The organism is Mesorhizobium sp. M0698 (assembly GCF_040320455.1).
GTDB lineage: Bacteria > Pseudomonadota > Alphaproteobacteria > Rhizobiales > Rhizobiaceae > Mesorhizobium.
Map to the genome: position 1 here is coordinate 1 of NZ_JAMYPQ010000011.1, position 23845 is coordinate 23845.

23 protein-coding genes and 1 pseudogene are annotated in these 23845 nt (G+C 61.5%); 14 read left to right on the top strand and 10 right to left on the bottom strand.

The window, feature by feature from the left end:
* The 3 genes from NKI16_RS20985 to NKI16_RS20995 all read left to right on the top strand — a co-directional run.
* Positions 1–808, top strand: an 808-nt coding sequence (locus NKI16_RS20985; RefSeq protein ID WP_352841575.1) for a DMT family transporter, incomplete at its 5' end; no start/stop codon positions are given.
* Positions 809–810: 2 nt separating this feature from the next.
* Positions 811–1602 carry an ATP12 family chaperone protein gene (locus NKI16_RS20990; RefSeq protein ID WP_352593861.1) on the top strand — a complete coding sequence of 264 codons (792 nt, stop codon included), beginning with the start codon at positions 811–813 and terminating at the stop codon, positions 1600–1602.
* Between the two features lie 187 nt (positions 1603–1789).
* Entirely contained in the window at positions 1790–3679 is a 1890-nt protein-coding gene (locus NKI16_RS20995; protein WP_352593862.1) for an MFS transporter, read from the top strand.
* Positions 3680–3764: 85 nt separating this feature from the next.
* Here the strand turns inward: NKI16_RS20995 and NKI16_RS21000 are convergent, their stop codons facing one another.
* The gene (locus tag NKI16_RS21000) at positions 3765–3959 is read right to left on the bottom strand and encodes a DUF2735 domain-containing protein (protein ID WP_352451032.1); all 195 of its coding nucleotides are present in this window, start codon (positions 3957–3959) and stop codon (positions 3765–3767) included.
* A 319-nt stretch (positions 3960–4278) separates the two neighbouring features.
* On the opposite strand from NKI16_RS21000, the gene NKI16_RS21005 reads away from it, so the two are divergent.
* Positions 4279–5319: a glutamine synthetase beta-grasp domain-containing protein gene (locus NKI16_RS21005; protein ID WP_254817165.1), complete on the top strand. Its 1041-nt coding sequence runs from the start codon at positions 4279–4281 to the stop codon at positions 5317–5319.
* A 115-nt stretch (positions 5320–5434) separates the two neighbouring features.
* On the opposite strand, the gene glnA is transcribed toward NKI16_RS21005, so the two are convergent.
* A complete protein-coding gene (gene glnA / locus NKI16_RS21010) occupies positions 5435–6844 on the bottom strand; it encodes a type I glutamate--ammonia ligase (RefSeq protein ID WP_023675115.1) in 1410 nt (469 codons plus the stop codon).
* Positions 6845–6898: 54 nt separating this feature from the next.
* A complete protein-coding gene (locus NKI16_RS21015; protein ID WP_019857988.1) occupies positions 6899–7237 on the bottom strand; it encodes a P-II family nitrogen regulator in 339 nt (112 codons plus the stop codon).
* 359 nt (positions 7238–7596) lie between these two features.
* Here NKI16_RS21015 and NKI16_RS21020 point away from each other — a divergent pair, with 359 nt between their 5' ends.
* Together NKI16_RS21020 and NKI16_RS21025 are read left to right on the top strand one after the other, a co-directional pair.
* Positions 7597–9135 carry a bifunctional ADP-dependent NAD(P)H-hydrate dehydratase/NAD(P)H-hydrate epimerase gene (locus NKI16_RS21020; protein ID WP_023675113.1) on the top strand — a complete coding sequence of 513 codons (1539 nt, stop codon included), beginning with the start codon at positions 7597–7599 and terminating at the stop codon, positions 9133–9135.
* Complete coding sequence (locus tag NKI16_RS21025) at positions 9132–11138, top strand: hypothetical protein (RefSeq protein WP_023675112.1); 2007 nt, start codon at positions 9132–9134, stop codon at positions 11136–11138. Before NKI16_RS21020 ends, NKI16_RS21025 begins: the two co-directional genes overlap by 4 nt.
* 44 nt (positions 11139–11182) lie before the next feature.
* Here the strand turns inward: NKI16_RS21025 and NKI16_RS21030 are convergent, their stop codons facing one another.
* The 3 genes from NKI16_RS21030 to NKI16_RS21040 are packed head-to-tail and all read right to left on the bottom strand — an operon-like array spanning position 11183 to position 13294.
* Positions 11183–11557, bottom strand: a complete 375-nt coding sequence (locus tag NKI16_RS21030) for a hypothetical protein (RefSeq protein ID WP_156937295.1) — start codon at positions 11555–11557, stop codon at positions 11183–11185.
* Positions 11548–11754, bottom strand: a complete 207-nt coding sequence (locus tag NKI16_RS21035; RefSeq protein ID WP_156937294.1) for a hypothetical protein — start codon at positions 11752–11754, stop codon at positions 11548–11550. Before NKI16_RS21035 ends, NKI16_RS21030 begins: the two co-directional genes overlap by 10 nt.
* Before the next feature lie 7 nt (positions 11755–11761).
* The gene (locus NKI16_RS21040; RefSeq protein WP_023675110.1) at positions 11762–13294 is read right to left on the bottom strand and encodes an acyl-CoA carboxylase subunit beta; all 1533 of its coding nucleotides are present in this window, start codon (positions 13292–13294) and stop codon (positions 11762–11764) included.
* Positions 13295–13681: 387 nt separating this feature from the next.
* Between NKI16_RS21040 and NKI16_RS21045 the strand changes: the two genes are divergently transcribed.
* The gene (locus NKI16_RS21045; RefSeq protein ID WP_023675109.1) at positions 13682–15100 is read left to right on the top strand and encodes a DEAD/DEAH box helicase; all 1419 of its coding nucleotides are present in this window, start codon (positions 13682–13684) and stop codon (positions 15098–15100) included.
* Between the two features lie 102 nt (positions 15101–15202).
* On the opposite strand, the pseudogene NKI16_RS21050 reads toward NKI16_RS21045, so the two are convergent.
* A pseudogene (locus NKI16_RS21050) lies at positions 15203–15358 on the bottom strand (alpha/beta hydrolase); the annotation flags it as partial.
* A 25-nt stretch (positions 15359–15383) separates the two neighbouring features.
* On the bottom strand, positions 15384–16205 hold the full coding sequence (locus tag NKI16_RS21055; RefSeq protein WP_352457508.1) for an SDR family oxidoreductase: 822 nt from the start codon (positions 16203–16205) through the stop codon (positions 15384–15386).
* A gap of 215 nt (positions 16206–16420) precedes the next feature.
* Here NKI16_RS21055 and NKI16_RS21060 point away from each other — a divergent pair, with 215 nt between their 5' ends.
* The 6 genes from NKI16_RS21060 to NKI16_RS21085 all read left to right on the top strand — a co-directional run bounded on the left by NKI16_RS21060 (position 16421) and on the right by NKI16_RS21085 (position 21156).
* A complete protein-coding gene (locus NKI16_RS21060; RefSeq protein ID WP_023675106.1) occupies positions 16421–17455 on the top strand; it encodes a cysteine synthase A in 1035 nt (344 codons plus the stop codon).
* Entirely contained in the window at positions 17455–18198 is a 744-nt protein-coding gene (locus NKI16_RS21065) for an alanyl-tRNA editing protein (protein ID WP_023675105.1), read from the top strand. The genes NKI16_RS21060 and NKI16_RS21065 overlap by 1 nt, the downstream gene beginning before the upstream one ends.
* A 35-nt stretch (positions 18199–18233) precedes the next feature.
* The gene (gene sseA / locus NKI16_RS21070) at positions 18234–19085 is read left to right on the top strand and encodes a 3-mercaptopyruvate sulfurtransferase (RefSeq protein WP_352923647.1); all 852 of its coding nucleotides are present in this window, start codon (positions 18234–18236) and stop codon (positions 19083–19085) included.
* Between the two features lie 5 nt (positions 19086–19090).
* The gene (locus tag NKI16_RS21075) at positions 19091–19654 is read left to right on the top strand and encodes a GNAT family N-acetyltransferase (protein WP_023675103.1); all 564 of its coding nucleotides are present in this window, start codon (positions 19091–19093) and stop codon (positions 19652–19654) included.
* 150 nt (positions 19655–19804) lie between these two features.
* On the top strand, positions 19805–20611 hold the full coding sequence (dapB, locus tag NKI16_RS21080) for a 4-hydroxy-tetrahydrodipicolinate reductase (protein WP_023675102.1): 807 nt from the start codon (positions 19805–19807) through the stop codon (positions 20609–20611).
* A 77-nt stretch (positions 20612–20688) separates the two neighbouring features.
* Positions 20689–21156, top strand: a complete 468-nt coding sequence (locus NKI16_RS21085) for a DUF1203 domain-containing protein (RefSeq protein ID WP_023675101.1) — start codon at positions 20689–20691, stop codon at positions 21154–21156.
* 248 nt (positions 21157–21404) lie between these two features.
* On the opposite strand, the gene ald is transcribed toward NKI16_RS21085, so the two are convergent.
* The gene (gene ald / locus NKI16_RS21090; protein WP_023675100.1) at positions 21405–22520 is read right to left on the bottom strand and encodes an alanine dehydrogenase; all 1116 of its coding nucleotides are present in this window, start codon (positions 22518–22520) and stop codon (positions 21405–21407) included.
* Positions 22521–22676: 156 nt separating this feature from the next.
* Here ald and NKI16_RS21095 point away from each other — a divergent pair, with 156 nt between their 5' ends.
* On the top strand, positions 22677–23150 hold the full coding sequence (locus tag NKI16_RS21095) for an Lrp/AsnC family transcriptional regulator (protein WP_023675099.1): 474 nt from the start codon (positions 22677–22679) through the stop codon (positions 23148–23150).
* A 13-nt stretch (positions 23151–23163) separates the two neighbouring features.
* On the opposite strand, the gene NKI16_RS21100 is transcribed toward NKI16_RS21095, so the two are convergent.
* Entirely contained in the window at positions 23164–23820 is a 657-nt protein-coding gene (locus NKI16_RS21100; RefSeq protein WP_023675098.1) for a 5-formyltetrahydrofolate cyclo-ligase, read from the bottom strand.
* Between the last annotated feature and the right edge of the window lie 25 nt (positions 23821–23845).

A 23845-nucleotide genomic window follows, 5' to 3' on the forward strand; every position in this document is an offset into this window, starting at 1 on the left:
CTCGTATGCCGGCTACGACCCTGTTTTCCTGTCCATCGCCCGCTCGGCGATCGGCGGCCTGTGTGTTTTCGGCTGGTGCCGCTGGCGCGGCATTGCGCTGTTCACGCCCGACAAAACCCTCGTCGCTGGCATTCTGGCGGGTGCGCTTTTTGGTCTCGAGTTCCTGTTTCTCTACGTCGGACTCGAGCACACGACGGTTGTGCGCAATACCTTGCTGGTCAACACCATGCCGTTCTGGATGCTGGTCGGCGGCCATTTCCTGCTGGGCGAAAGCATCACGGCGCGCAAGCTCGTTGGCCTGCTGCTCGCTTTCGCCGGGCTGGTTGCGGTGTTTTCAGACAAGCTTAGCGCCAGTGGCGGCGCGACGCTGAGCGGCGATTTGCTCAGCGTCGGTGCCGGCATTCTGTGGGCAGTGACCAATATCGTCATCAAGCGGTCGAAGCTGGTGACGGCCAGCGCCGAAAAGCTGCTGCTCTATCAGCTGGCCGGGGCCGCCGTCGTCGGCATTTTGGTGATGCCTTTTGCCGGGCCGCCCGTCCGCAACTTTACCGTCTTGCCAACCTTGGCTCTGCTGTTCCAGGCCGTGTACGTTGTCGCCTTCACCTATGTGCTGTGGTTCTGGCTGCTGCGGCGCTACCCTGCATCTGGACTGTCGAGCTTCACCTTCCTGTCGCCGGTGTTTGGTGTGCTGTGCGGCGCCGTGTTCTTGAACGAGCCGCTGACCGTTCGTATCTTCCTGGCACTCGCCCTGATCGCCGCCGGACTCATCATCGTCAACCGGCCGGCCCGAAAACAAAGTCCCGGATGAGCATGCGCGATATATTGAACGACCTCGAAGCTGGAAAGCAGCTCTCCGATCCGGACCCGGTGCGTCGCGCCCAGATCCAGATGAAGACGCCGCTGCCGAAGCGCTTCTACAAGACCGTCGCGGTAGCACCGGTCGAAGACGGTTTTGCCGTCCATCTCGATGGCAAGCCCGTCCGCACGCCGGCCAAGGCGCTGCTGGCGCTGCCGACCGAAAAGGCGGCTGCTCTCGTCGCCGAGGAATTCGCCGCACAGGAGGAGACCATCGACCCGGTGACGATGCCGGTGATGCGTCTGGTCAATACGGCAATCGATGGCGTCGCCAGTGATCCCCAGGCGGTGCTGGAGGATATCCTGCGCTTTGCCTCGTCCGACCTGCTCTGCTACCGCGCCGATGCGCCCCAAGGACTCGTCGACCGGCAGAACGAGCATTGGGATCCGGTCATCAACTGGGTGCGCAGCGCGCTCGGCGCCCGGTTCCATCTTGCCGAAGGCGTGATCCATGTCGAACAGCCGCGCGAGAGTATCGCGCTGCTTGGCCAGCATCTTGCCCAACGTGCCGATCCGCTGCGCCTTGCCGCCATCCACGTCATGACGTCGCTGACCGGATCGGCGCTGCTGGCGCTGGCCGTCGACTTCGGCGAGCTCGACGGCGAGGCGGCCTGGGCTGCCGGTCATGTCGACGAGGACTGGCAGGCCGAGCAATGGGGCCATGATGCCGAGGCCGTCGCGCACCGCGCGGCCCGGAAGCGCGACATGATGGCGGCAGTTACGCTGCTCGAAGCTCTCAAAGGCTGACCGCACCGTCGTTTCTATTTCGCACTGCACATTAGACCAAAGTCATAATCCCAAAGACGGTCTGCCTCTGGACGGCGCTTTCTGTCATTTTTTGCACTGGTGGCTGCACTGAGTCTGCGTTGCGAGGAAACGCGGACGATGACGCGCAGCATCGAGGACTGACGGAATCACACGGGAGGATACACTCATGGCAATGGCATCGACCGCCGGCAAAACAAGCCGCGGCATGACGCGCGAGGAGAAGAAGGTCATCTTCGCTTCCTCGCTCGGCACCGTTTTTGAATGGTACGATTTTTATCTCTACGGCTCGCTGGCAGTATTCATTGGTTCGACTTTTTTCAGTCCAACCATTCCGGAAGCGACGCGCAATATTTTCGCGCTGCTGGCGTTTGCCGCTGGCTTCCTCGTGCGCCCGTTCGGCGCATTGCTGTTCGGCCGCATCGGCGACCTTGTCGGCCGTAAATACACTTTCCTTGTCACCATGACGATCATGGGCCTGTCGACCTTCCTGGTCGGCTTGCTGCCTGGCTATGCGACTTTGGGCATCGCCGCTCCCGTGATCCTGATCATCTTGCGCATGTTGCAGGGCCTGGCGCTCGGCGGCGAGTATGGCGGTGCCGCCACCTATGTCGCCGAGCATGCACCCGACGATCGCCGCGGCTACTACACGTCGTGGATACAGACGACGGCAACGCTCGGCCTGTTCCTGTCGCTGATCGTCATCCTGATCGTCCAGGGGTCGATGACCAAGGAAACCTACGCCGCCTGGGGCTGGCGCATTCCGTTCATCGTTTCCTTCCTCCTCCTCGGCATTTCGATCTGGATCCGGCTGTCGCTTTCTGAATCGCCGACCTTCCAGCGCATGAAGGACGAAGGCAAAGGCTCCAAGGCGCCGCTGTCAGAAGCCTTCGGTCAGTGGAAGAACGCCAAGATCGCGCTGCTGGCGCTGCTCGGCCTCACAGCCGGTCAGGCCGTAGTTTGGTACAATGGCCAGTTCTACGCGCTGTTCTTCTTGCAGAACGTGCTCAAGGTCGATCCGCAATCGGTCAACATCATGATCGCGATTGCTCTGGCTGTTGGCTCGATCTTCTTCGTCGTGTTCGGCTGGCTCTCCGACAAGATCGGCCGCAAGCCGATTATCATGGCCGGCCTTGCACTGGCGATCGTCTGCACCTTCCCGTTGTTCAAGGCGCTGACCTGGGCAGCCAACCCGGCGCTCGCCACCGCGCAGCAGAACACCCGTGCGACGGTGACCGCGGCACCGGGAGACTGCAAGTTCCAGTTCAACCCGGTGGGCACGGCGAAGTTCACCACGTCCTGCGATATCGCCACCTCGTTTCTGACCAAGAACTCGGTGCCTTATGACGTAGTGGCCACGGCAGCGCCCGGCACTGCTGCGTCGGTCAAAATCGGCAACGAGACGGTTGAGTCGTATGACGCCACCGCAGCCGGCGATCAAGCCAAGGCCAAGGACGCTGTTTTCGCCAAGGCGGTAAACACGGCGCTTCAGGACGGCGGCTATCCGCTGAAACGGGCAGCGGCGAAGGTGCCGGATCAGAAGCTCGAAGCCTTCATCGCGGCCAATCCCGAACTGAAGCTCGATGCGGCCGCGATCCGCGCCGGCGAGAAGGCCATGGTTCCGGCCGACCAGGCGATCAAGGACAAGCTGCTGACTGCCGATGAGGCTGCGGGAGCTCCCGAGGTCACCGTCTACACCGTACCAGGCGGCGGTCCCTTTGCCATGTTCGCCGACCCGGCGGCGGTCAACTGGCCGATGACGATCGGCATCCTGCTCATCCTCGTGATCTTCGTCACGATGGTCTACGGGCCGATTGCCGCGATCCTGGTCGAGATGTTCCCGACCCGCATCCGCTACACCGGCATGTCGCTGCCCTACCATATCGGCAACGGCTGGTTCGGCGGGCTGCTGCCGGCGACGGTGTTCGCGCTCAGCGCCTACAAGGGCGATATCTACTACGGACTCTGGTACCCAGTGGTGATCGCGGCGATGTCGCTGATCATCGGCATGATCTTTGTCAGGGATACGCTCGGAACGGACCTGCACACCAAACAGTAGCCGGCCTGTCCGGTTCAAAGCAAAGCCCGGCGCGAGCGATCGCGCCGGGCTTTTCCAATCTATCGACTACATGGAGGGGAAGGGCTTAGCTCTTCCGATCCTGATTCGCTTCCTCGATCGCTGCCTCATGATACCAGGCACTTCCGAAATCCGTGCGGTTGCGCAACGAAGCAAGTTCTGCCGCGAACTTAGCCTTTCCGCTTAAATTTGAGGCAGAAGCGCGCGCTGCCACCGGGAACATCAGGATTTTGGCCGACTGACGAGTGGAAGTGATTTCCATTGTCGGTTTCCTTTCTTCGACAGAACCTTGCCGATTCAACCTTTCCCCAACATAGGTTCAGCAACGGAAATAGGCAACATGATTACGAAAAGATCAGTACTTGCACATTATATGTGCAAAATGTGCTTGTGGATGATCCGAACGCAGCATGACGGCGGACCAGCGATTTTGGGCGGATACAACCTCACTTTTGCCGCATCCGTCGCCGGCGAGAATGGCACACGAATTGCATTTTAGTAATCCGGCAGGTCGGCTGCTGGATAGGCCGGCTCGCCCCGGCGCCATCCAGGGTTCGGTGATCAAGCAACGAGAGGCTAGAATGACGAAATACAAGCTCGAGTACATTTGGCTCGATGGATACACCCCGGTTCCCAATCTCCGCGGAAAGACGCAGGTCAAGGACTACGCCGAGTTTCCGACGCTCGACCAGCTTCCGCTGTGGGGCTTCGACGGTTCTTCGACCATGCAGGCCGAGGGCCACAGCTCCGACTGCGTTTTGAAGCCGGTCGCCGTTTATCCCGATCCCGCCCGCACCAATGGCGCTCTCGTCATGTGCGAGGTCATGATGCCGGACGGAGTGACGCCGCATGCGTCCAACAAGCGCGCCACCATTCTCGACGACGAGGGCGCCTGGTTCGGCTTCGAGCAGGAATATTTCTTCTACAAGGACGGCCGCCCGCTCGGCTTCCCCGAGAGTGGCTATCCGGCGCCGCAAGGCCCGTACTATACCGGCGTCGGCTACAGCAATGTCGGCTCCGTCGCCAGGCAGATCGTCGAGGAGCATCTCGATCTTTGCCTTGCCGCCGGCATCAACCATGAAGGCATCAACGCCGAAGTGGCCAAAGGCCAGTGGGAATTCCAGATCTTCGGCAAGGGCTCCAAGAAGGCCGCCGACCAGATGTGGATGGCGCGCTATTTGTTGCAGCGCCTGACCGAGAAGTACGGCATCGATATCGAATATCACTGCAAGCCGCTCGGCGACACCGATTGGAACGGCTCCGGCATGCATGCCAACTTCTCGACCGCCTATATGCGCGAAGTCGGCGGCAAGGGCTATTTCGAGGCGCTGATGGCAGCCTTCGACAAAAACCTGATGGATCACATCGCCGTCTATGGGCCGGACAACGACAAGCGTTTGACCGGCAAGCACGAGACCGCGCCCTGGAACAGGTTCAGCTACGGCATCGCCGACCGCGGCGCCTCGATCCGCGTGCCGCATTCCTTTATCAATAACGGCTACAAGGGCTATCTCGAGGATCGCCGCCCGAACTCGCAGGGTGACCCCTACCAGATCGCCTCGCAGATATTGAAGACGATCGCCTCCGTCCCTACCAGCGCCGAAGTGTCGGCCGCGGCTTGAGCATTCGTCATGGCGTGGACCTCAGGTCTGCGCCGTGACTTTCTCTCCGATCGCATCGCAATAAAAAACCCCGGCGTCTCCTCCGGGGTTTTTTTGTTGGCTGCAACGATCTGGATCAGACCGAATAGTACATATCGTATTCGACCGGATGCGGGGTCATTTCGAAGCGCATTACCTCGGCCATCTTGAGCTCGATATAGCTGTCGATCTGGTCGTCGTCGAATACGCCGCCGGCCTTCAGGAAGCCGCGGTCCTTGTCGAGGCTCTGCAAAGCCTCGCGCAGCGAGCCGCAGACGGTCGGGATTTTCTTCAATTCCTTCGGCGGCAGGTCGTAGAGATCCTTGTCCATCGGCTGTCCCGGGTGGATCTTGTTCTTGATGCCGTCAAGGCCGGCCATCAGCATGGCGGCGAAGGCGAGATAGGGGTTCGCGCCCGGATCGGGGAAGCGGACCTCGACGCGCTTGGCCTTCGGCGACGAGCCGAACGGAATGCGGCACGAGGCCGAGCGGTTGCGTGCCGAATAGGCGAGCAGCACCGGCGCTTCATAGCCCGGCACCAGGCGCTTGTAGGAATTGGTCAGCGGGTTGGTAAAGGCGTTGATCGCCTTGGCATGCTTGATGATACCACCGATGTAGAACAGGCAGCTCTCGGACAGGCCGGCATATTCGTTGCCGGCGAAGGTCGGCTTGCCTTCCTTCCAAATCGACTGGTGGACATGCATGCCCGAGCCATTGTCGCCGAACACCGGCTTCGGCATGAAAGTGGCCGTCTTGCCGTAGGCGTTGGCGACCTGGTGCACGACATATTTATAGATCAGCATCTTGTCGGCGTTGCGGACCAGCGTGTCGAACTTGATGCCGAGCTCGTGCTGGGCGGCGGCCACTTCGTGATGGTGCTTTTCAACGCGCACGCCCATCTCGGCGAGCACGGTGAGCATTTCCGAGCGCATGTCCTGCGCCGAATCGACCGGCGGCACCGGGAAATAACCGCCCTTGATGCGCGGCCGGTGACCGAGGTTGCCGGTCTCGTAGTCGGTATCGTCATTGGACGGCAGTTCGGTCGAATCCAGCCTGAAGCCGGTGTTGTAGGGGTCGGCCTTATACTTGACATCGTCGAAGACGAAGAACTCGGCTTCCGGGCCGACGAAGATCTGGTCGCCGATGCCTTCGGCCTTCATGTAGGCCTCGGCTTTCTTGGCGGTGCCGCGCGGATCGCGGTTGTAGGATTCCCCCGAGATCGGATCGAGGATGTCGCACAGGATGACCATGGTCGACTGCGCGAAGAACGGGTCCATATGCACCGTATCGGAATCCGGCATCAGCACCATGTCGGACTCGTTGATCGCCTTCCAGCCGGCGATCGAGGAACCATCGAACATGACGCCATCGGCAAACATGTCTTCCTCGACCTCGACGACATCCATCGTAACGTGCTGCAGTTTGCCCTTCGGATCGGTGAAGCGCAGATCGACGAACTTAACGTCGTTGTCCTTGATCTGCTTCATGATGTCTTTGGCTGTCGTCATGTCCCTGCTTCCCTATGTGATGACGTTTTGAACATGGCCTTTTAACGGGAAAATTCAGACGGCGTCCATGCCGGTTTCGCCGGTGCGAATGCGCACCACTTCCTCGATATTGGAGACGAAGATCTTACCGTCGCCGATGCGGCCGGTCTGGGCCGCCTTGCGGATGGCTTCGATCGCGGCTTCGACCGCATCGTCGCCGAGCACGACTTCGATTTTCACCTTCGGCAGGAAGTCGACGACATATTCGGCGCCGCGATAAAGCTCGGTATGGCCCTTCTGGCGGCCAAACCCTTTGGCCTCGGTAACGGTGATACCTTGCAGGCCGGCCTCCTGAAGCGCTTCCTTCACTTCGTCTAGCTTGAACGGCTTGATGATCGCTTCGATCTTTTTCATGTAAAAAGTGGCCTCCACTGCCAAAAAAGACGGGTCTTGTGAGCCCCGCTTGCGCCTCAATCAAGCACGAACTGTGCCAATTGATGGGGCGCCGAACGGCCTCACATGATTTGGATACCATGCCACGCGGGAATGTACATTCGCGTCATTCGCAGCGTTGGATGCGCCATGAATGCCGCGAGCCTACACACCGCCGGTCCTGCCGTCCGCACAAAAATTGGGCAGATCGGCTATTTCATGGGCAGCTGCGCGCCGTCGTCCCGAACGATGTACGCCGCCAAATTGCTTGGGGACCTTCGTTGTTTGCGTCGGATCAAAAACTGGACAATGCTTGGGGAAATGATGTGCATGTCGCCCGCATGAGCAATGAGCTTCTGTCTCCGTCCGACATGGCCGAGGCCGACCGGCTGGCGATTGCCGCTGGTCCATTCGACGGCATCGGCCTGATGCGCAATGCCGGTGCTGCGGTTGCTGCCGTAGTACTCAAGCGCTACCCGAACGCAACGCGCGTCCACGTGCTTTGCGGCCCCGGCAACAATGGCGGCGACGGCTATGTCGTGGCGCGGTTGTTGGCAGAGGCCGGGATGAAGGTCGCCGTTTGGGCCGAAGGCAAGCAGAAAGCGGGGAGCGATGCGGCGTTGGCGGCCGAAGCTTGCGACCTGCCGGTGAACCATATTGCCCATTGTTATCCAGAAGCGGGTGAAGTGGTCGTGGACGCGCTCTACGGTGCAGGTCTGTCGAAGGATATTTCCCTACATGCGTCAGCCGTCTCGGGCCGCAGCGCAGCGGAGAAAGTGCCAGTCGTCTCAATCGACCTGCCATCCGGCGTGTCGGGCGAGAGCGGATTGACCAATGCCTATTTCGACGCTGCGGTGACTGTGACCTTCGTGCGGAAAAAGCCAGGCCATCTACTGATGCCAGGACGCAGTATGTGCGGCGAAATCATTGTCGCTGATATCGGGATTCCGGATGGGATCGTCGACCAACTCAAGATCAAGACGTTCGAGAACACGCCGGACCTCTGGCTACGATGGGAGTTTCCGAGAACGTCTGCCGATACGCACAAATACAAACGCGGCCAAGTCGGCGTTTTTTCGGGCGGGCCGAATGCGACTGGTGCGGCAAGATTGTCAGCGATGGCCGCGGCCAGAAGCGGAGCAGGGGCAGTGACCGTGCTTTCGCCTAGCGATGCCATGCAGGTGAACGCCGCGCATCTGACCTCGATCATGCTGCGTGCGGTAGATACGGTGGCGGACGCAGGCGAGTTCATCAACGAAAGGCAGCATACTGCGTTCGTTCTCGGCCCCGGATTCGGAGTCGGCGAAAAAGCCCGCGACTTCGCCTTGCGGTTGCTCGAGCAGGACGAGGTCTATGATTTCAAACGCATGGGCCTGTTTGGAGGCATTGTGCTTGATGCCGATGGCCTGACTTCGTTTCGCGACGCTCCAGATGTTCTCTTTGAAGCAGCACATCGAACCTTCGCACCAAGTCTGGTGCTGACGCCGCATGAAGGCGAATTCGCCAGGCTTTTTCCCGACATTGCCAAATCGAAGAAGCAGTCAAAGCTCGCCAAGGCCCGCGCCGCCGCAGCGCGTGCCAATGCAGTCATTGTCTACAAGGGCGCCGACTCGGTGATCGCGGCGCCGGACGGCCGGGCGGCGATCAACGCCAACGGCGCGCCCTGGCTGGCAACAGCCGGGTCAGGCGATGTTCTGGCGGGCATCGTTGCCGCGCTGCTGGCGCAGGGGATGAGGGCTTTCCAGGCCGCCTGCGCCGCGGTCTGGATCCATGCCGAGGCCGGCAGGCGCTTCGGTCCAGGGTTGATCGCTGAGGATTTGCCGCTGGCTCTGGTGCCGGTGTTGCGCGAATTGGTCGAGAGCCAACCGGACCTTCTATGAGACGCCTTGCTCTCCTTCTCACCACGCTTGTCATGGCCGCTTTGACGACACTGTCGGCGAATGCCGCTGAGCAGCCGGTGACCATCGTCGATGATCCAGCGGTGCTTGCTGCTCTCGATGCCAAGGGCTTTGGCCTCGCCGGCATTTTCGGCGTCGATGGCAAGGGCGATTTGAAGACGCTTTACGACAAGGCGCCGGCCTATCACGCGATCATCGAAACGATTGCAAGCGACGTCGCAGCATTGCGGGCCGAGATGAAGGCCGGCGGTCGGCCGCTCTACGAGGTGACCGACGGCAATGTTGGCCGTGTCATGGACATGCGCTGGCTGAGGACCGATGCCGCGCGCTTTCGCCTCGTCGGCATCGTCAACCGGCTCGACCGGCGCGACTTCGCCGCGCTGCAAGGCGATACGAGTTGCGGCGAAGTGCGCTTCGTCTATCGCTTATCCTATAGTTTCAAGAAAAACGGCAAGGTTCTGGCCTCGCGCCTGCCGTTCAATTTCAGTGCCGTCTACAATGCCGCGCCGGATGCCGACGGCGGCTGTGTCGGCGTCGCCGGACGCTGGGCACCACAGCTCGACGAGAACGTCGATGCCGGCTGGCTGATCGGTGGGCCGCTGGACAGGGCGGCGCTCACCTTCAAGCAGCTTGAGCTCAATGCGCAAGTGGTGCGCTTCCCCTCCGGCCAAGAGACCGAATTCGGCGGGCAGGCTGCCTATCTCATGCGTATCTTCGGCATCGATGGCGCGGCTGCCAGCGAAAAGCCGTTGGAAAACACGCCCGATGCGGCACGCCTTGCCGAAGACGTCGCGCTGAAAGCAAGACTTGCGGACTATGTCCGCACCAGTGTCGCGGCGGTCGATCTCGGCGTCTACCAAATCCCCGATGAATTCTTGGCAAGGAAGGTCATTTCGTGGTCGACCTTCGGCAGTGCGAGGCAGGCCAACCACCTGTTCACGCCACTGTTCCAGTCCGCGGATTTCGCTGGTGTCGATTTCTCTGCGCTGAAGCTGGTGCGCACGCCGGAGGCACTGGTCGAGCGGCTGGACAACGGCGCCTGCCAGGGCTGCCATCAGGCGGGCTCGACCGCCGGCTTCCATTTCATCGGCCTGGACGACAAGACGACCTCGCCGCTCAACCGCATCGAGGTCGGCATCTCCCCGCATCTCCACGCCGACATCCCGCGCCGCGTCGCCTGGCTGCGCGCGACTGCCGACGGCAAGGAACCGAACCGCTTTCGCCCGTTATCGTTCGCGCCGCCGGCGACATGGAACGATGCCGGCGAAATCGCCTATTCGCCGGCCGAGATGGCGATGCCTTGCCTGATGCCACAGGATGCGGCCCGCTTCGGCGCGACATGGCAATGCGGTGCCGGCACCGTCTGCACGCCGTTGACCACCGCGTCCGGCGTGCGCACCAAGCTGGCGCAATGCCTGTTGCCCAAGGACAGCGAAGACATGTTTTCCGGCCACCCTTGTTTAACGGGATCCATCGCCAGCAACCCGGCACAGCCTTTCAATGACCGGTATACCATCACCGGTCAGTTCGCGGCGTTCGCGCCAGGCATTTCGCGCGTCGCCTACACCTGCCGACCGCCGAAGATCGGTGTGCCGGCGGGTATCGCCTATCGCGGCTGCGACGACCGGGATCGCAGCTTTGCCGCCTTCAAGACGGGCAAGCCGATGCCGAACGAGATTTGCGGGCTGGTTGGCGGCAAGAAATTCGACACCTGCGTGGCGACCAATAATTTCGACCAGTGCCTGGGCGGCGCCGTCAATCGCGGCAATCGTCCTGCCTGCTCGGCCGACCATTTCTGCCGCGAGGATTACATGTGCCAGTCGCTGCCGCCCGACATTCCCGGTATCGGCAAGGTGAAAGGCATCGGCTTCTGCTCGCCGACTTATTTTATCTTCCAGATGCGCATCGACAATCACGCCACGCCATGGTCGGGCGCTGTCCGCGCGACGAGGGGGGCCGGGTTCGGAGCGGCGGAAGCGGAATAGCCTGCGCCGACTGGGCATTAGCCGCTATAGTTTCAGGTGGATAGCTATCGATCGAGATAGTCGGCGATCTTCGATGTCCATTCGCCGTCGAAATGGCGGACATGTTCGGCGACGATCTCATCGCTCAGCAGGCTCGACAAGGCGGAAACCAGAACTGGTTCTATCTCTGGAGCCGAGCTAAATCCAAGAGCAGTCAAACGTTCGGACCAGGGCGGATGATCCGCGCTTTCGTTATCTGGCGCGTCCCAGGCCTTTTGCGCATATTCTTGCAGGATGGGAAGCCTCGACAGGTGACTGGCGGCCGCCAGAACTCTTTCAAGTGGTGGACGAGGCGGTACCATGGTGCCAAGCAGTTCACGTTTAAGCGGAATATACACTTGGTCATCGAAGAACGCACTGGCAGCACCGATCAGCAGCATGGCGCGCGCCGTTTCATATGCATCGCCGGACATCGCTGCATGACGATCTGCGTAAATTTCCGCCCGCCGCGAACAGCGAGCGGATAGCAATCGAGGAACCAGAACCACAGGAGTATTGGGCAAAACAGCGGCATGGCGAAGAGCAGGATGGCAAACCTGCCGAAACGCGCTCCTACATAGAGGACCAGGCGCGACATCAACCCCTCACAGCGGAATGTTGTCGTGCTTCTTCCAGGGGTTTTGCATATCCTTGTTGCGCAGCATCCTGAGCGCGCGGGCGATGCGGCGGCGGGTCGAATGCGGCATGATCACCTCGTCGACATAGCCACGCTCGGCGGCAACGAAGGGGGACAGGAAGCGATCCTCGTAAGCTTTTGTATGTGCCGCGATCTTTTCCGCGTCGCCGATGTCCTTGCGGTAGATGATCTCGACCGCGCCCCTGGCGCCCATCACCGCGATCTGCGCCGTCGGCCAGGCATAGTTCATGTCGCCGCGCAGATGCTTCGAGGCCATCACATCATAGGCGCCGCCATAGGCCTTTCTGGTGATGACGGTGATCTTTGGCACGGTCGCTTCGGCATAGGCGAACAGAAGCTTGGCGCCGTGCTTGATCAACCCACCATATTCCTGCGCGGTGCCGGGCAGGAAGCCCGGCACGTCGACGAAGGTGACGATCGGGATCGAGAAGCAGTCGCAGAATCGCACGAAACGAGCCGCCTTGCGGCTGGCATCCGAATCGAGCACGCCGGCCAGCACCATCGGCTGGTTGGCGACGAAGCCGACGGTGCGGCCCTCGATACGGCCGAAGCCGGTGACGATGTTTTTCGCAAAATTCTGCTGGATCTCGAAGAAGTCACCCTCGTCGGCAACTTTAAGGATCAACTCTTTGATGTCGTAGGGTTTGTTGGCATTGTCGGGGATCAGCCTGTCGAGCGACAGATCGTGTTCGGTGACCGACTGGTAGCATTCGATCTCGGGAATTTCCGCCGTGTTGGAAGCCGGCAGCAGATCGACCAGCCGGCGCATCTGCAGCAGCGCCTCGACGTCATTGTCGTAGGCTCCGTCGGCGATCGAGGACTTCGTCGTGTGGATAGAAGCGCCGCCGAGGCTTTCGGCGGTGACCGTCTCGTTGGTGACGGTCTTCACCACATCCGGCCCGGTGACGAACATGTAGGAGGTTTCGCGAACCATGAAGATGAAGTCAGTCATCGCCGGCGAATAGACATCGCCGCCGGCGCAGGGGCCCATGATCAGTGAAATCTGCGGGATGACGCCAGAGGCCAGTACATTGCGCTGGAAGATCTCGGCATAGCCGCCGAGGGCTGCCACGCCTTCCTGGATGCGGGCGCCGCCGGCGTCGTAGAGGCCGATGATCGGCGCGCGGTTGCGCAGCGCCATCTCCTGCACCTTGACCACCTTTTCGGCATGCGCCTCGGACAGCGAGCCGCCGAACACGGTGAAATCCTTGGCGAAAAGATAGACCGGGCGACCGTTGACGGTGCCCCAGCCGGTAACGACGCCGTCGCCGGCGATCTTGGTTTTCTCCATGCCGAAATCGGTCGAGCGGTGCTCGACATACATGTCGAACTCCTCGAACGAGCCCTCGTCGAGAAAGACGTCTATGCGTTCGCGGGCGGTCAGCTTGCCCTTCTTGTGCTGGGCGTCGATGCGGGCCTGGCCGCCGCCCATGCGGGCGATCTCGCGGCGGCGCTCGAGTTCCTTCAGCACGTCCTTCATGACCGGTCCCCGAAACAGAAAGCTGGATTGTGGTAATCATGCCTGGGGGAGAGCGCAAGCGCCGCTTCCTCATGGCTTTTGTTGCGCTGCAACATCGGACCCCTTGCATTCCGAAGCGAACTGGGCCATATGCGGCCGTATAGGCGCTTGGGCCGGGATAATCCGGCCTTCTCGACGAATGAGACTGGTTGCGTCTGTTTTCCCTCTTCCCGACAGATCGGCAAGGTGGCGAAAAAGCCCCGTGGCATGAAGCCTGCGGGCACGACAGCGCAGCCGTGTGGACGATGACGTCCGCCCGCCTTGTCGTTTCATGACAATTTTCGACGGCAGGTTGCGCCCTGCCGCCATCGATGTTTGCGGCCAGAAGCCGCATGAAAGAAGAATATTTTGACCAATGAGAACATTTTGATCGGTAAGGACACTGGGGAACTGAACGGTTTCGCCGCACTTGGAATTACCGGCGCACTGCTCAAGGCCACCAATGCCGCCGGCTTTACCGATCCGAAGCCGATCCAGGCCCAGGCGATCCCGCCGCAGCTCGAAGGCCGCGACATTTTCGGCATCGCCCAGACCGGCTCGGGCAAGACGGCGGCGTTCGCGCTGCCGATCCTGTCGAAGATCATCGCACTTGGCACCAAGCGCCGGCCGAAGACGGCCCGCGCGCTGATCCTGGCGCCGACACGTGAACTCGCGGTGCAGATCGAGGAGATGATCAAGCTGCTCGCCAAGGGCGCGCATGTATCGACCGCGCTCGTGCTGGGCGGCGTCTCGCGCTTCAGCCAGGTGAAGAAGGTTGCGCCCGGCGTCGACATCCTGATCGCAACGCCCGGTCGGCTGACCGACCTTGTGCGTGAAGGCGACCTGATGCTTGCCGACACCAAATGGTTGGTGCTCGACGAAGGCGACCGCATGCTCGACATGGGCTTCATCAACGACGTGAAGCGCATCGCCAAGGCGACGGCGCCGGACCGTCAGACGGTGCTGTTCTCGGCGACTATGCCGGCCGAGATCGCCGAACTGGCGAAAGGCCTGCTGAAGAACCCGATCCGCGTCGAAGTCGCTCCTCACAGCACCGCGGCAGCCGAGATCGTGCAGGGTGTCGTCTTTGCCCGCACCAAGCAGAAGCGCCAGGTGCTGGCCAACATGCTTGCCGATGAGGCGATGAAGTCCGTCATCATCTTCTCGCGCACCAAGCATGGCGCCGACAGGGTGACCAAGGATCTCGAGCGCGACGGCTTCAAGGCCGCCGTCATCCACGGCAACAAGTCGCAGAATGCCCGTCAGAAGGCACTCAACGATTTCCGTGAGGGTTCGGTGCGCATTCTCGTGGCGACCGACATTGCGGCACGCGGCATCGACGTGCCCGGCATCAGCCATGTGGTGAATTTCGACCTGCCGGACGAGGCGGAGAGCTATGTCCACCGCATCGGCCGCACCGGCCGCAACGGCATGGACGGCATCGCCATCACACTCTGCGACCCGTCTGAAAACAGCAAGCTGCGTCAGGTCGAGCGCATCATCCGCACCAAGCTGCCGATCGTTGCCGACCATCTCGGCAGCCCCGATCCGCAGCGCAATCCCGCCGAGAAGAACGAGCGCAGCTTCGAACCGGCCAATGATCGCAACGACCGCAATGGCCGTCGCGACGGCAGGCGGCCCGGCGGCGCAAACAATGGCTTCGGCAAGAAGCGGTTCGGCGACAAGCCGGCCTTTGCGGGCGAGCGCAAGCCGGAAGGCGCCAAGCCCTTCAAGGGCAATAACAAGCGCCGCTTCGGCGGCAAGCGGCCAGCAGCGCGGGCCGCATAATCTGACCGTGTTGCGGTCGGCCAAGCCTGGCTTGGTCACACACGATTGAAGAGGGCGACCGGAGCGATGCTTCGGTCGCCCTCTTGCTTGGGGGCCTTTGGTTCACTTTACCACCGCCTCGATCCACACGACGATCCGCTGCGCGAGGAAAGCCGTGGTCGATGGCGACAGCGCGTCGCCGGCAATGACGTGGTTGTCCGGGTCGCCGGTATCGTCGGCCGGCATCAATTCATGTGCGGCGCCCCAGCGACCCGCAAGTACGATCGCTCGCCCATCACCGATCCTACTCGACTGGCGGCTTGCGGTCGAAATTCAGCGGCCGCGCATTCCAGCGGGTGACCGTGCTGATCACCCATCGGCAGAACGGCCTCGGCAGCATCCTGAGCAGCTTCAGCGTCCAACTCAGGCGGCGTGGGAAAGTGACTTCGAAGCCGCCGTATTCGATGCCTTGCGCGATGCGGCGCGAGGCCAGATTGACCGGCATCAAGCCCGGCATCGGCAGGAAGTTCTTTTCGGTCAGCCGCGTGTCGACAAAGCCCGGATTAATCACCTGGATGCGGACGTTCATCTTGTCGAAATCGTATTTCAGCGACTCGGCCAGGATATTGACCGCCGCCTTGGTGCCGCCATAGGCGGCGGTGGTGGGCCAGCCGAAATAGGCGGTAACCGAACCGATCAGCACGACATGGCCGCGCGAGCGCACGCGCATGCGTTCGATGACTGGCAGCAGGCCGTTGATGATGCCGAAATAATTGACTTCGAAAGACCGACGGAAATTGCGCGCCACAAGATCCTCGCCCGGCGTTGCGATATAGCTTCCAGCGTTGAACACTGCCAACACGATCGGACCGAGATCTTTCTCGATCGCTGCAACCGTCTTCGCCATGCGTTTTTCGTCGGTCACGTCGCAAGGATAGGCTGCGACACGGCCCGCCATCTGCGCCGTTTCGACGATGAGCGTATCGATCGGATGGTCATCTGGCGCAGTCACCGCGACGACATAGCCCCGAGCGGCAAGATCCTTGGCCAGCGAACGGCCGATACCGCTGCTGCCGCCCGTAATCCAGGCGACGCCATGCTTCGGATTGGCCCGATAGAGTGTCATGTTGCGCCCCGCCGGCTCTTCTTAGCCTGTGCTCTACCGGTGAAGAAATCGAATGAAAAGAGTGCTTTTCGGTACATGGTTGAAATGAATACCGGTCGGGCGCTCCTGGCTGTAGGAATTGCAGTGTGCGAAATGCGACTGGACCAGGCAAATTCTTGCCTTGAAACCGAAGCTTCGGGTTTCTAGGGTTTCGCCGCACCCACAAAGGAATCTCCATGCCCCGTTCTGTGATCGACGTGATCGGCAACACGCCCCTGATCCGCCTCAACAAGGCCTCGGAAGCAACCGGCTGCGAGATCCTGGGCAAGGCCGAATTCATGAATCCCGGGCAGTCGGTAAAGGACCGCGCCGGCCTGTTTATCATCCGCGATGCGGAGCAGCGCGGGCTGCTGCGGCCCGGCGGCGTCATCGTCGAGGGGACGGCCGGAAATACCGGCATCGGATTGACACTGGTTGCCAAGGCGCTCGGCTACCGCACGGTGATCGTCATTCCCGACACCCAGAGCCAGGAGAAGAAGGATACAATCAAACTGCTCGGCGCCGAGCTGATCGAAGTGCCCGCCGTGCCTTACAAGAACCCGAACAACTACGTGAAGCTGTCGGGCCGGCTGGCCGAGCAGATGGCGAAGAGTGAGCCGAACGGCGCGATCTGGGCCAACCAGTTCGACAATGTCGCCAACCGTGACGGCCATATCCGCACCACGGCCGAAGAAATCTGGAACCAGACCGACGGCAAGGTGGATGGTTTCGTGTCGGCGGTCGGTTCCGGCGGCACTCTGGCAGGCGTCGGTTTCGGGCTGAAGGCCAAAAACAACCAGGTCAAGATCGCGCTGGCCGATCCGCTGGGGGCAGCGCTCTATTCCTTCTACACCAGCGGCGAGCTGAAATCCGAGGGCAGTTCGATCACCGAAGGCATCGGGCAGGGGCGGATCACCGCCAACCTCCAAGGCTTTACACCCGATTTTGCCTTCCAGATCCCCGACGAGGACGCGCTGCCGATCGTATTCGACCTGATCCAGGAGGAGGGGCTTTGCGTTGGCGGTTCGACGGGCATCAACATTGCCGGCGCCATTCGCCTGGCGCGCGAGCTAGGCCCCGGCCACACCATCGTGACCATGCTTTGCGACTACGGCACGCGCTACCAGTCGAAGCTGTTCAATCCTGAATTCCTGCGCGAAAAGAAGCTGCCGGTGCCGGGATGGATGGAGCAACAGAGCACGATTTCGGTACCGTTCGAAAGGGTTGCGTGATGGCGCACAAGACCGAAGCGCTGTTTCGTGACGACGCCTATCTGGGGACGGCCGACGCCACCGTCGTCGCAGTCAATGATCGCGGCGGCATCATTCTGGACCGGACGGTGTTTTACGCCACATCGGGCGGGCAGCCGGGCGACACCGGCAGCCTCGAACGCGCCGACGGCACCGGCATAGCGATTGCCGCTACGATCACCGGCGAAACCAAGGACGAGATCATCCATGTGCCGGCGCCGGAGCAGGCAGTTCCAAAGGTGGGCGAGCGCATGAGGCTCGCCATCGACTGGCCGCGGCGGCAGTTGCTGATGCGCATGCATTCTGCCTGCCACCTGCTTACCGTCGTCTGTCCGTTCCCGATCACCGGCGCCGCGGTTTCCGAGGACGACAGCCGTATCGATTTCGACATCCCGGACGCCGGCTTTACCAAGGAAGACGTGACGGCCAGACTGATGGAGCTGGTGCGAGCCGACCACCCGATCTTCACCCGGCTCATTTCCGACGAGGAACTGGCATCCAATCCGGGCTTGGTGAAATCCAAGAATGTGCGGCCCCCGGCCGGCACGGGAAGGATCCGATTGGTCTGCATCGGCGAGAACGCTTCGATCGACAGCCAGCCTTGCGGCGGCACCCATGTAAAGAGCACCAGCGAAATCGGCGAGATCCATATCGGCAAGATCGAGAAGAAGGGCCGCGAGAACCGGCGCTTCCGCATTCGCTTTGGTCCTATGCCGCCAGCCTGATATAGGACTGCGACGGGCGGGACAGGAGAGAAAAGATGGCCGACGACAGTCCTTTCACCATCGATGCCGATTGGTTACAGAAGCGGCTCGGCGAACCCCGCCTGACGATTGTCGACGCGTCCTGGTACCTGCCGGCGCAAAAGCGTGACGCGCGCGCCGAGTACGACGTAGCGCATATTCCAGGCGCCCGCTTCCTCGACCAGGATGCGGTTTCGGACCCCGACGCGGCTCTGCCGCACACGCTGCCGTCGCCGCAGCATTTCGCGCAATATGTCGGCGCGATGGGTATTTCGGCCGATGACACGATTGTTGTCTATGACGGGCCAGGGTTCTTTTCTGCACCGCGCGCCTGGTGGTTGTTTCGCGTCATGGGCGTGTTCCAGGTCTATATACTCGACGGCGGCTTCGATCGTTGGAAAGCCGCCGGACGGCCGGTGACGGCGGAGCCGACGAAGATCGCGCCTTGCGTGTTTTATGCCAACTTCGATGCCGCCCGCGTCGCCAGCCTTGCCGACATGCGCCGGATCGTCGAGACGGGGGAGAGCCAGATCGCCGACGCGCGCTCGCCTGGCCGTTTTGCCGGCACCGAGCCGGAGCCGCGCCCCGGCATCCGCTCCGGCCATATGCCGGGCGCGCACAACGTGCCGTTTTCGGCGCTTTCGGAAAACGGCGAATTGTTGCCGAAGGACAGGCTGGGCAAAGTGATCGAAGGAGCCGGCATCGACCTGTCGAAGCCGGTCGTCACCTCCTGCGGGTCGGGCGTCACCGCGGCAGCCGTCACGCTAGCTTTGGAGACGCTTGGCCATGCCGACAACAGGCTTTATGACGGTTCATGGACCGAATGGGGCGGGCTTTCCGACACGCCTGTCGTGACGGGCAAGGACTGACGGTGATGGAAGACGGATCGCTGGAAGACATCGATGTCACCGTGACGTTTCTCGAAATGCATGTGCCGCCTGCCTATTCGCCGCCGCTGCCGTACAACCGCCAGATCGCGCTGCTCAAGACCAAAGACATTCCCCTGCATTTCTACCGCTATTTGATGGATCGGGTCGGCCGCAAATGGCACTGGGTCAATGTGTTGAGGCTGAGCGACGAGGAGCTTGCGGCGGGCATCCACCGCGAGGACCGCGACATCAGGGTGCTTTATCTGGATGGTGCGCCGGCGGGCTTCTTCGACCTCAAGCCGCATTTGCCGGAGGAAGTGGAACTCGCTTATTTCGGAATGATGGAGCACGCGACCGGGCAAGGCATCGGCCGCTGGTTCCTCGGTGCGGCAATCGCCGCGGCATGGTCGCACGGGCCAAGGCGGATAACCGTGCAGACCTGCACCCTCGATCACCCAGCAGCACTGCCGCTCTATCAAAAACTCGGCTTTACGCCAGTGGCGCAAAAAAAGGAGGTCGTACATCCGATGTCTTTTGCCGAGCGCGCGGCCAGCGTCATGCGGCCCTGATTTTCAGGCCCGTTCATCCGAGCTTCAGCTTGTCTTTGCAACGTCCCAGAGTCTCTGGATCAACACTCAAAGGTGAGCCCGACTTGAATGAGCTTGGCTCTTTCCATATCGCTATCGTCTAAAAACCGATGGGTGATGGAGGATCGCACGATGGCAATACGCGTGGTAATGGCCGGCGCGACCGGCTGGGTCGGCAAAGCGCTGGTTCCGGCGATCGGGGCGCAAGGCGACATGGCGCTGGCCGGGGCTGTATCACGCAGCGGCGCGGGGCAGGATTCCGGTCTGCTGGTTGGTATGCCGGCTAATGGTATTGCCGTTTCGGCCTCGCTGGCCGAGGCGCTGGAGGCGCCGTCGGACGTGCTGGTCGACTTCACCAAGCCGCATGTCGTGAAAGACCATGTGCTGCTCGCCATCGACAACGGGCGGCACACGGTGATCGGCACGTCGGGACTGGGAGCTGCCGACTATGCCGAGATCGACGCCGCGGCGCGCGCCAATGGCGTCGGCGTTGTTGCCGCTGGCAACTTTTCCATCACCGCCACGCTGATGAAGCGGTTTGCACTTATGGCGGCAAAATACGTGCCGGACGTCGAGGTCATCGATTATGCTAGTGCAAAGAAGCCCGACGCGCCCTCCGGAACCGCACGAGAGCTTGCTGAAGCGCTGGCCGACATCCGCAAGGCCTCAACGGCAAAGCCGGTCTCCGAGGTCTCCGGCGTGCCGGCCACACGCGGTGGTGCGGTCGGCGCAGGCGAGGGGGTGCAAGTGCACGCGCTTCGCCTGCCGTCCTACATCCTGTCCTGCGAGGCGCTGTTCGGTCTGCCAGACGAGCGGCTGACCATACGCCACGACGCCGGCTCGTCCGCGGCGCCTTACGTGGCGGGCACGCTGCTCGCCATCAGACGGGTACAGCAGATCAAAGGTCTGGTTCGTGGTCTCGAGGCGCTGATGGATTGATCCATTTCGGCAGGAATCGGGTGGGAAGCTCTGCCTTGCGAGCATAATTTCCGGTCGACGACACCGGAGATTTTGCCATGACGCTAAAATTCAAAGCCTTGCCAACCAATGCTGTCCGGGCACTTCAGCGCGGCGGGCCGGATGCTTATGGCTTGAAGCCAGAGCGGCAACTTTCGGATGGCGACGGCGTGCCTTGCCGTCATTGCTTGAAAAATATTGCTGTGGGAGAAGCCTATCTTGTTTTGGCCTATCGGCCTTTTCCGGAGCTGCAGCCTTATGCCGAAACGGGGCCGATCTTTCTGCATGCGAAAGAATGCGAACGCGCCGCCGAGGGGAAAATGCTTCCCGAAATGCTCGAAAGCAGCGATTACATTGTGCGCGGTTATGGCAAGGACGACCGCATCGTTTACGGCAGCGGCGGCGTCATTCCGACCGACGCAATTGCCGCACGGGCAGAGACGTTGTTCGAACGCGACGACATCGCTTACGTCCACATCCGCTCGGCGCGCAACAATTGCTATCAGTGCCGGATCGACCGCGCGTAACCGGACAGGCTGCACCGGCTTGGGGCTGTCGTACTCCCGTCGCATACAAGCGGTAGAAACACACTGTCGATCGATTTGCCGACCGCGGATGAACCGGCGGGAATTTTCGACAACCGAGGAAGCGGGGCTTTGGCTCCGCTTTTTTGTTGTCCGGTTATTCCGCGCGCCCGACACTTTTCAGTTTTTCGACATAAGAAAAAACCCGTCGGACGAATCCGACGGGCACTGGAGAGGCAGATTCGGACAGCTCAGGCGGCGAGAACGGCCTTCGGCTCGACCAGGTCGTAACCGAGCGCTTCGGCCACTGCGCGATTCGTGATCTTGCCCTTGTGGACGTTCAGCCCGTTGCGCAGATGGTGGTCGTCTACCAGCGCCTTGAGGCCCTTGTCGGCGAGCTGCAGGCCATAATGCAGCGTCGCATTATTGAGCGCGTGGGCCGAGGTGACCGGCACCGCACCCGGCATGTTGGCGACGCAATAGTGGATGACGCCATCGACCTCATAGGTCGGCTCGGCATGGGTGGTGGCGTGCGAGGTCTCGAAGCAGCCGCCCTGGTCGATGGCGACGTCGACCAGCACGGCGCCTTTCTTCATGCCCGACAGCATTTCGCGCGTCACCAGCTTGGGCGCTGCTGCCCCCGGGATCAGCACGGCGCCGACGACGATGTCAGCCGAAAAACATTCTTCCTCCAGCGCCTCGACGGTCGAGTAGCGGGTGTGGACGCGGCCGCCAAAGATGTCGTCGAGCTGACGCAGGCGCGGGATCGAGCGGTCAATGATGGTGACGTCGGCGCCAAGGCCGGCGGCCATCCGTGCAGCATGCAGGCCGACGACGCCGCCGCCGAGCACAGTGACCTTGCCGGGGAGCACGCCGGGCACGCCGCCAAGTAGCACGCCGCGGCCACCATTGGCCTTTTGCAGCGCCGTTGCGCCCGCCTGGATCGACAGGCGGCCGGCGACTTCCGACATCGGTGCTAGCAGCGGCAGACCGCCGCGCTCGTCGGTGACCGTCTCGTAGGCTATCGCGGTCACGCCGGAGGCCAGCAGGCCCTTGGTCTGCTCCGGATCCGGGGCAAGATGCAGATAGGTATAGAGGATCTGGCCGTCGCGGAGCTGAACCCATTCGTTGGGCTGCGGCTCCTTGACCTTCACGATCATGTCAGACTTGGCAAAAACGTCGGCGGCCGTTTTGGCAATCGTGGCGCCGGCGGCGCGATACGCGTTGTCATCGGCGCCGATGCCGGCGCCGGCGCCGGTCTCGATCAGCACTTCATGGCCATGCGCGACATATTCACGGACCGAACCCGGTGTCAGGCCGACGCGGTATTCATGGTTCTTGATTTCCCGGGGGCAACCGACGCGCATCTTTTTCTCCTGATCCGGCCCTTTGGGGCTCGTTCCCTGTCTAGAGATAGTGAACCACGAATCGTTCGGTAAGTGTTTGCGAATGCGCTTGCCAGAGAGGCCACTGTTCGATAATCGTTGCGCAAAACATTAGAATTATCGCAGGAACCCGCAAAAATGCCGCTCGACAGGATTGATATCGCCATTCTCGAGACGCTGCAGAAAGACGGGCGGATACCCAACGCAGCGCTCGCCGAGAAGGTTGGCCTGTCGCAGTCGGCCTGTTCGCGGCGGCTGGACAATCTGGAGAAATCCGGAACCATCCGCGGCTATCACGCACGGCTGTCCAACGCTGCACTTGGGCACCAGATGACGGCGATCGTACATATATCGCTGTCCGGGCAATTCGAGAAGACGTTGTCGGATTTCGAGGCAGCGATAAAGCGCTGCCCGAACGTCCTGTCCTGCCATTTGATGTCGGGCGAATATGACTACATCCTGCGCATCGCGGCAAAGGATCTCGTCGACTACGAACGCATCCACAAGGAGTGGCTGTCGGCAATGCCGCATGTGACGAAGATCAATTCGTCTTTTGCCTTGCGCGAAATCGTCGATCGCACGGCCGTGGGAATGAAGCCTGAACTCGCCTAGGCCCCGAACTCGCCTAGGTGTTGACTGCCTCGGTCACCACACGGTCCATCCGAATGTCGTGCGGCTGCGGGTAGATGGTGACGATGCGCTGCAGTTCGTAGCCGACGCCGATGACCAGCGGTTTGAAGGGCATCGCGGCAAGCGTGCGATCGAAGAAGCCGCCGCCATAACCCAGGCGAAACTGCCCGGGATCGATGCCGACGATCGGCGAAATGACGATGTCGGGCAACACCGGATCACCCTCGGCCGGTATCGGGATATTCCAGACGCCCTTCTCCAGCCGGTCTCCGTGGGTATAGGCGCGAAAGACAAGCGGCCGGTCTTTCTCGACGACGACGGGCAACGCCGTGCGCCCGCCCCGCGCGTTAACGGTTTCCATCCACGGGCGCAGGTCCGGCTCGCCGCGAAACGGCCAGTAGAGGCTGACCATGCGGCCGGCGATGTCGCCGATCACCGCGTCGAGCCCTTCGGCAATGCGCTGCGACATAGCTGCGCGCGTGTCGGCCGAAACGGCAAGGCGGGATACGATCAACCGCTCGCGCTCGGCCTTGCGCCAGCGCCTTACGTCGGTCCAGTCGGATAGCGGCGCTTGGAACTCCGGATCAAGCTCGTGCATAAAACAAGGCGGCGAGGCGTACTGCGCTGAGTCTTCATCTTCATTCCTAGCCATGCTTCACCTGCAATATACTGTTCCG

Coding starts and splice junctions, on each gene's coding strand:
- NKI16_RS20990 (WP_352593861.1), top strand. CDS start 811: ATGCGCGATATATTGAACGACCTCGAAGCTGGAAAGCAGCTCTCCGAT.
- NKI16_RS20995 (WP_352593862.1), top strand. CDS start 1,790: ATGGCAATGGCATCGACCGCCGGCAAAACAAGCCGCGGCATGACGCGC.
- NKI16_RS21000 (WP_352451032.1), bottom strand. CDS start 3,959: ATGGAAATCACTTCCACTCGTCAGTCGGCCAAAATCCTGATGTTCCCG.
- NKI16_RS21005 (WP_254817165.1), top strand. CDS start 4,279: ATGACGAAATACAAGCTCGAGTACATTTGGCTCGATGGATACACCCCG.
- glnA (WP_023675115.1), bottom strand. CDS start 6,844: ATGACGACAGCCAAAGACATCATGAAGCAGATCAAGGACAACGACGTT.
- NKI16_RS21015 (WP_019857988.1), bottom strand. CDS start 7,237: ATGAAAAAGATCGAAGCGATCATCAAGCCGTTCAAGCTAGACGAAGTG.
- NKI16_RS21020 (WP_023675113.1), top strand. CDS start 7,597: ATGAGCAATGAGCTTCTGTCTCCGTCCGACATGGCCGAGGCCGACCGG.
- NKI16_RS21025 (WP_023675112.1), top strand. CDS start 9,132: ATGAGACGCCTTGCTCTCCTTCTCACCACGCTTGTCATGGCCGCTTTG.
- NKI16_RS21030 (WP_156937295.1), bottom strand. CDS start 11,557: ATGCTGCTGATCGGTGCTGCCAGTGCGTTCTTCGATGACCAAGTGTAT.
- NKI16_RS21035 (WP_156937294.1), bottom strand. CDS start 11,754: ATGTCGCGCCTGGTCCTCTATGTAGGAGCGCGTTTCGGCAGGTTTGCC.
- NKI16_RS21040 (WP_023675110.1), bottom strand. CDS start 13,294: ATGAAGGACGTGCTGAAGGAACTCGAGCGCCGCCGCGAGATCGCCCGC.
- NKI16_RS21055 (WP_352457508.1), bottom strand. CDS start 16,205: ATGACACTCTATCGGGCCAATCCGAAGCATGGCGTCGCCTGGATTACG.
- NKI16_RS21060 (WP_023675106.1), top strand. CDS start 16,421: ATGCCCCGTTCTGTGATCGACGTGATCGGCAACACGCCCCTGATCCGC.
- NKI16_RS21065 (WP_023675105.1), top strand. CDS start 17,455: ATGGCGCACAAGACCGAAGCGCTGTTTCGTGACGACGCCTATCTGGGG.
- sseA (WP_352923647.1), top strand. CDS start 18,234: ATGGCCGACGACAGTCCTTTCACCATCGATGCCGATTGGTTACAGAAG.
- NKI16_RS21075 (WP_023675103.1), top strand. CDS start 19,091: ATGGAAGACGGATCGCTGGAAGACATCGATGTCACCGTGACGTTTCTC.
- dapB (WP_023675102.1), top strand. CDS start 19,805: ATGGCAATACGCGTGGTAATGGCCGGCGCGACCGGCTGGGTCGGCAAA.
- NKI16_RS21085 (WP_023675101.1), top strand. CDS start 20,689: ATGACGCTAAAATTCAAAGCCTTGCCAACCAATGCTGTCCGGGCACTT.
- ald (WP_023675100.1), bottom strand. CDS start 22,520: ATGCGCGTCGGTTGCCCCCGGGAAATCAAGAACCATGAATACCGCGTC.
- NKI16_RS21095 (WP_023675099.1), top strand. CDS start 22,677: ATGCCGCTCGACAGGATTGATATCGCCATTCTCGAGACGCTGCAGAAA.
- NKI16_RS21100 (WP_023675098.1), bottom strand. CDS start 23,820: ATGGCTAGGAATGAAGATGAAGACTCAGCGCAGTACGCCTCGCCGCCT.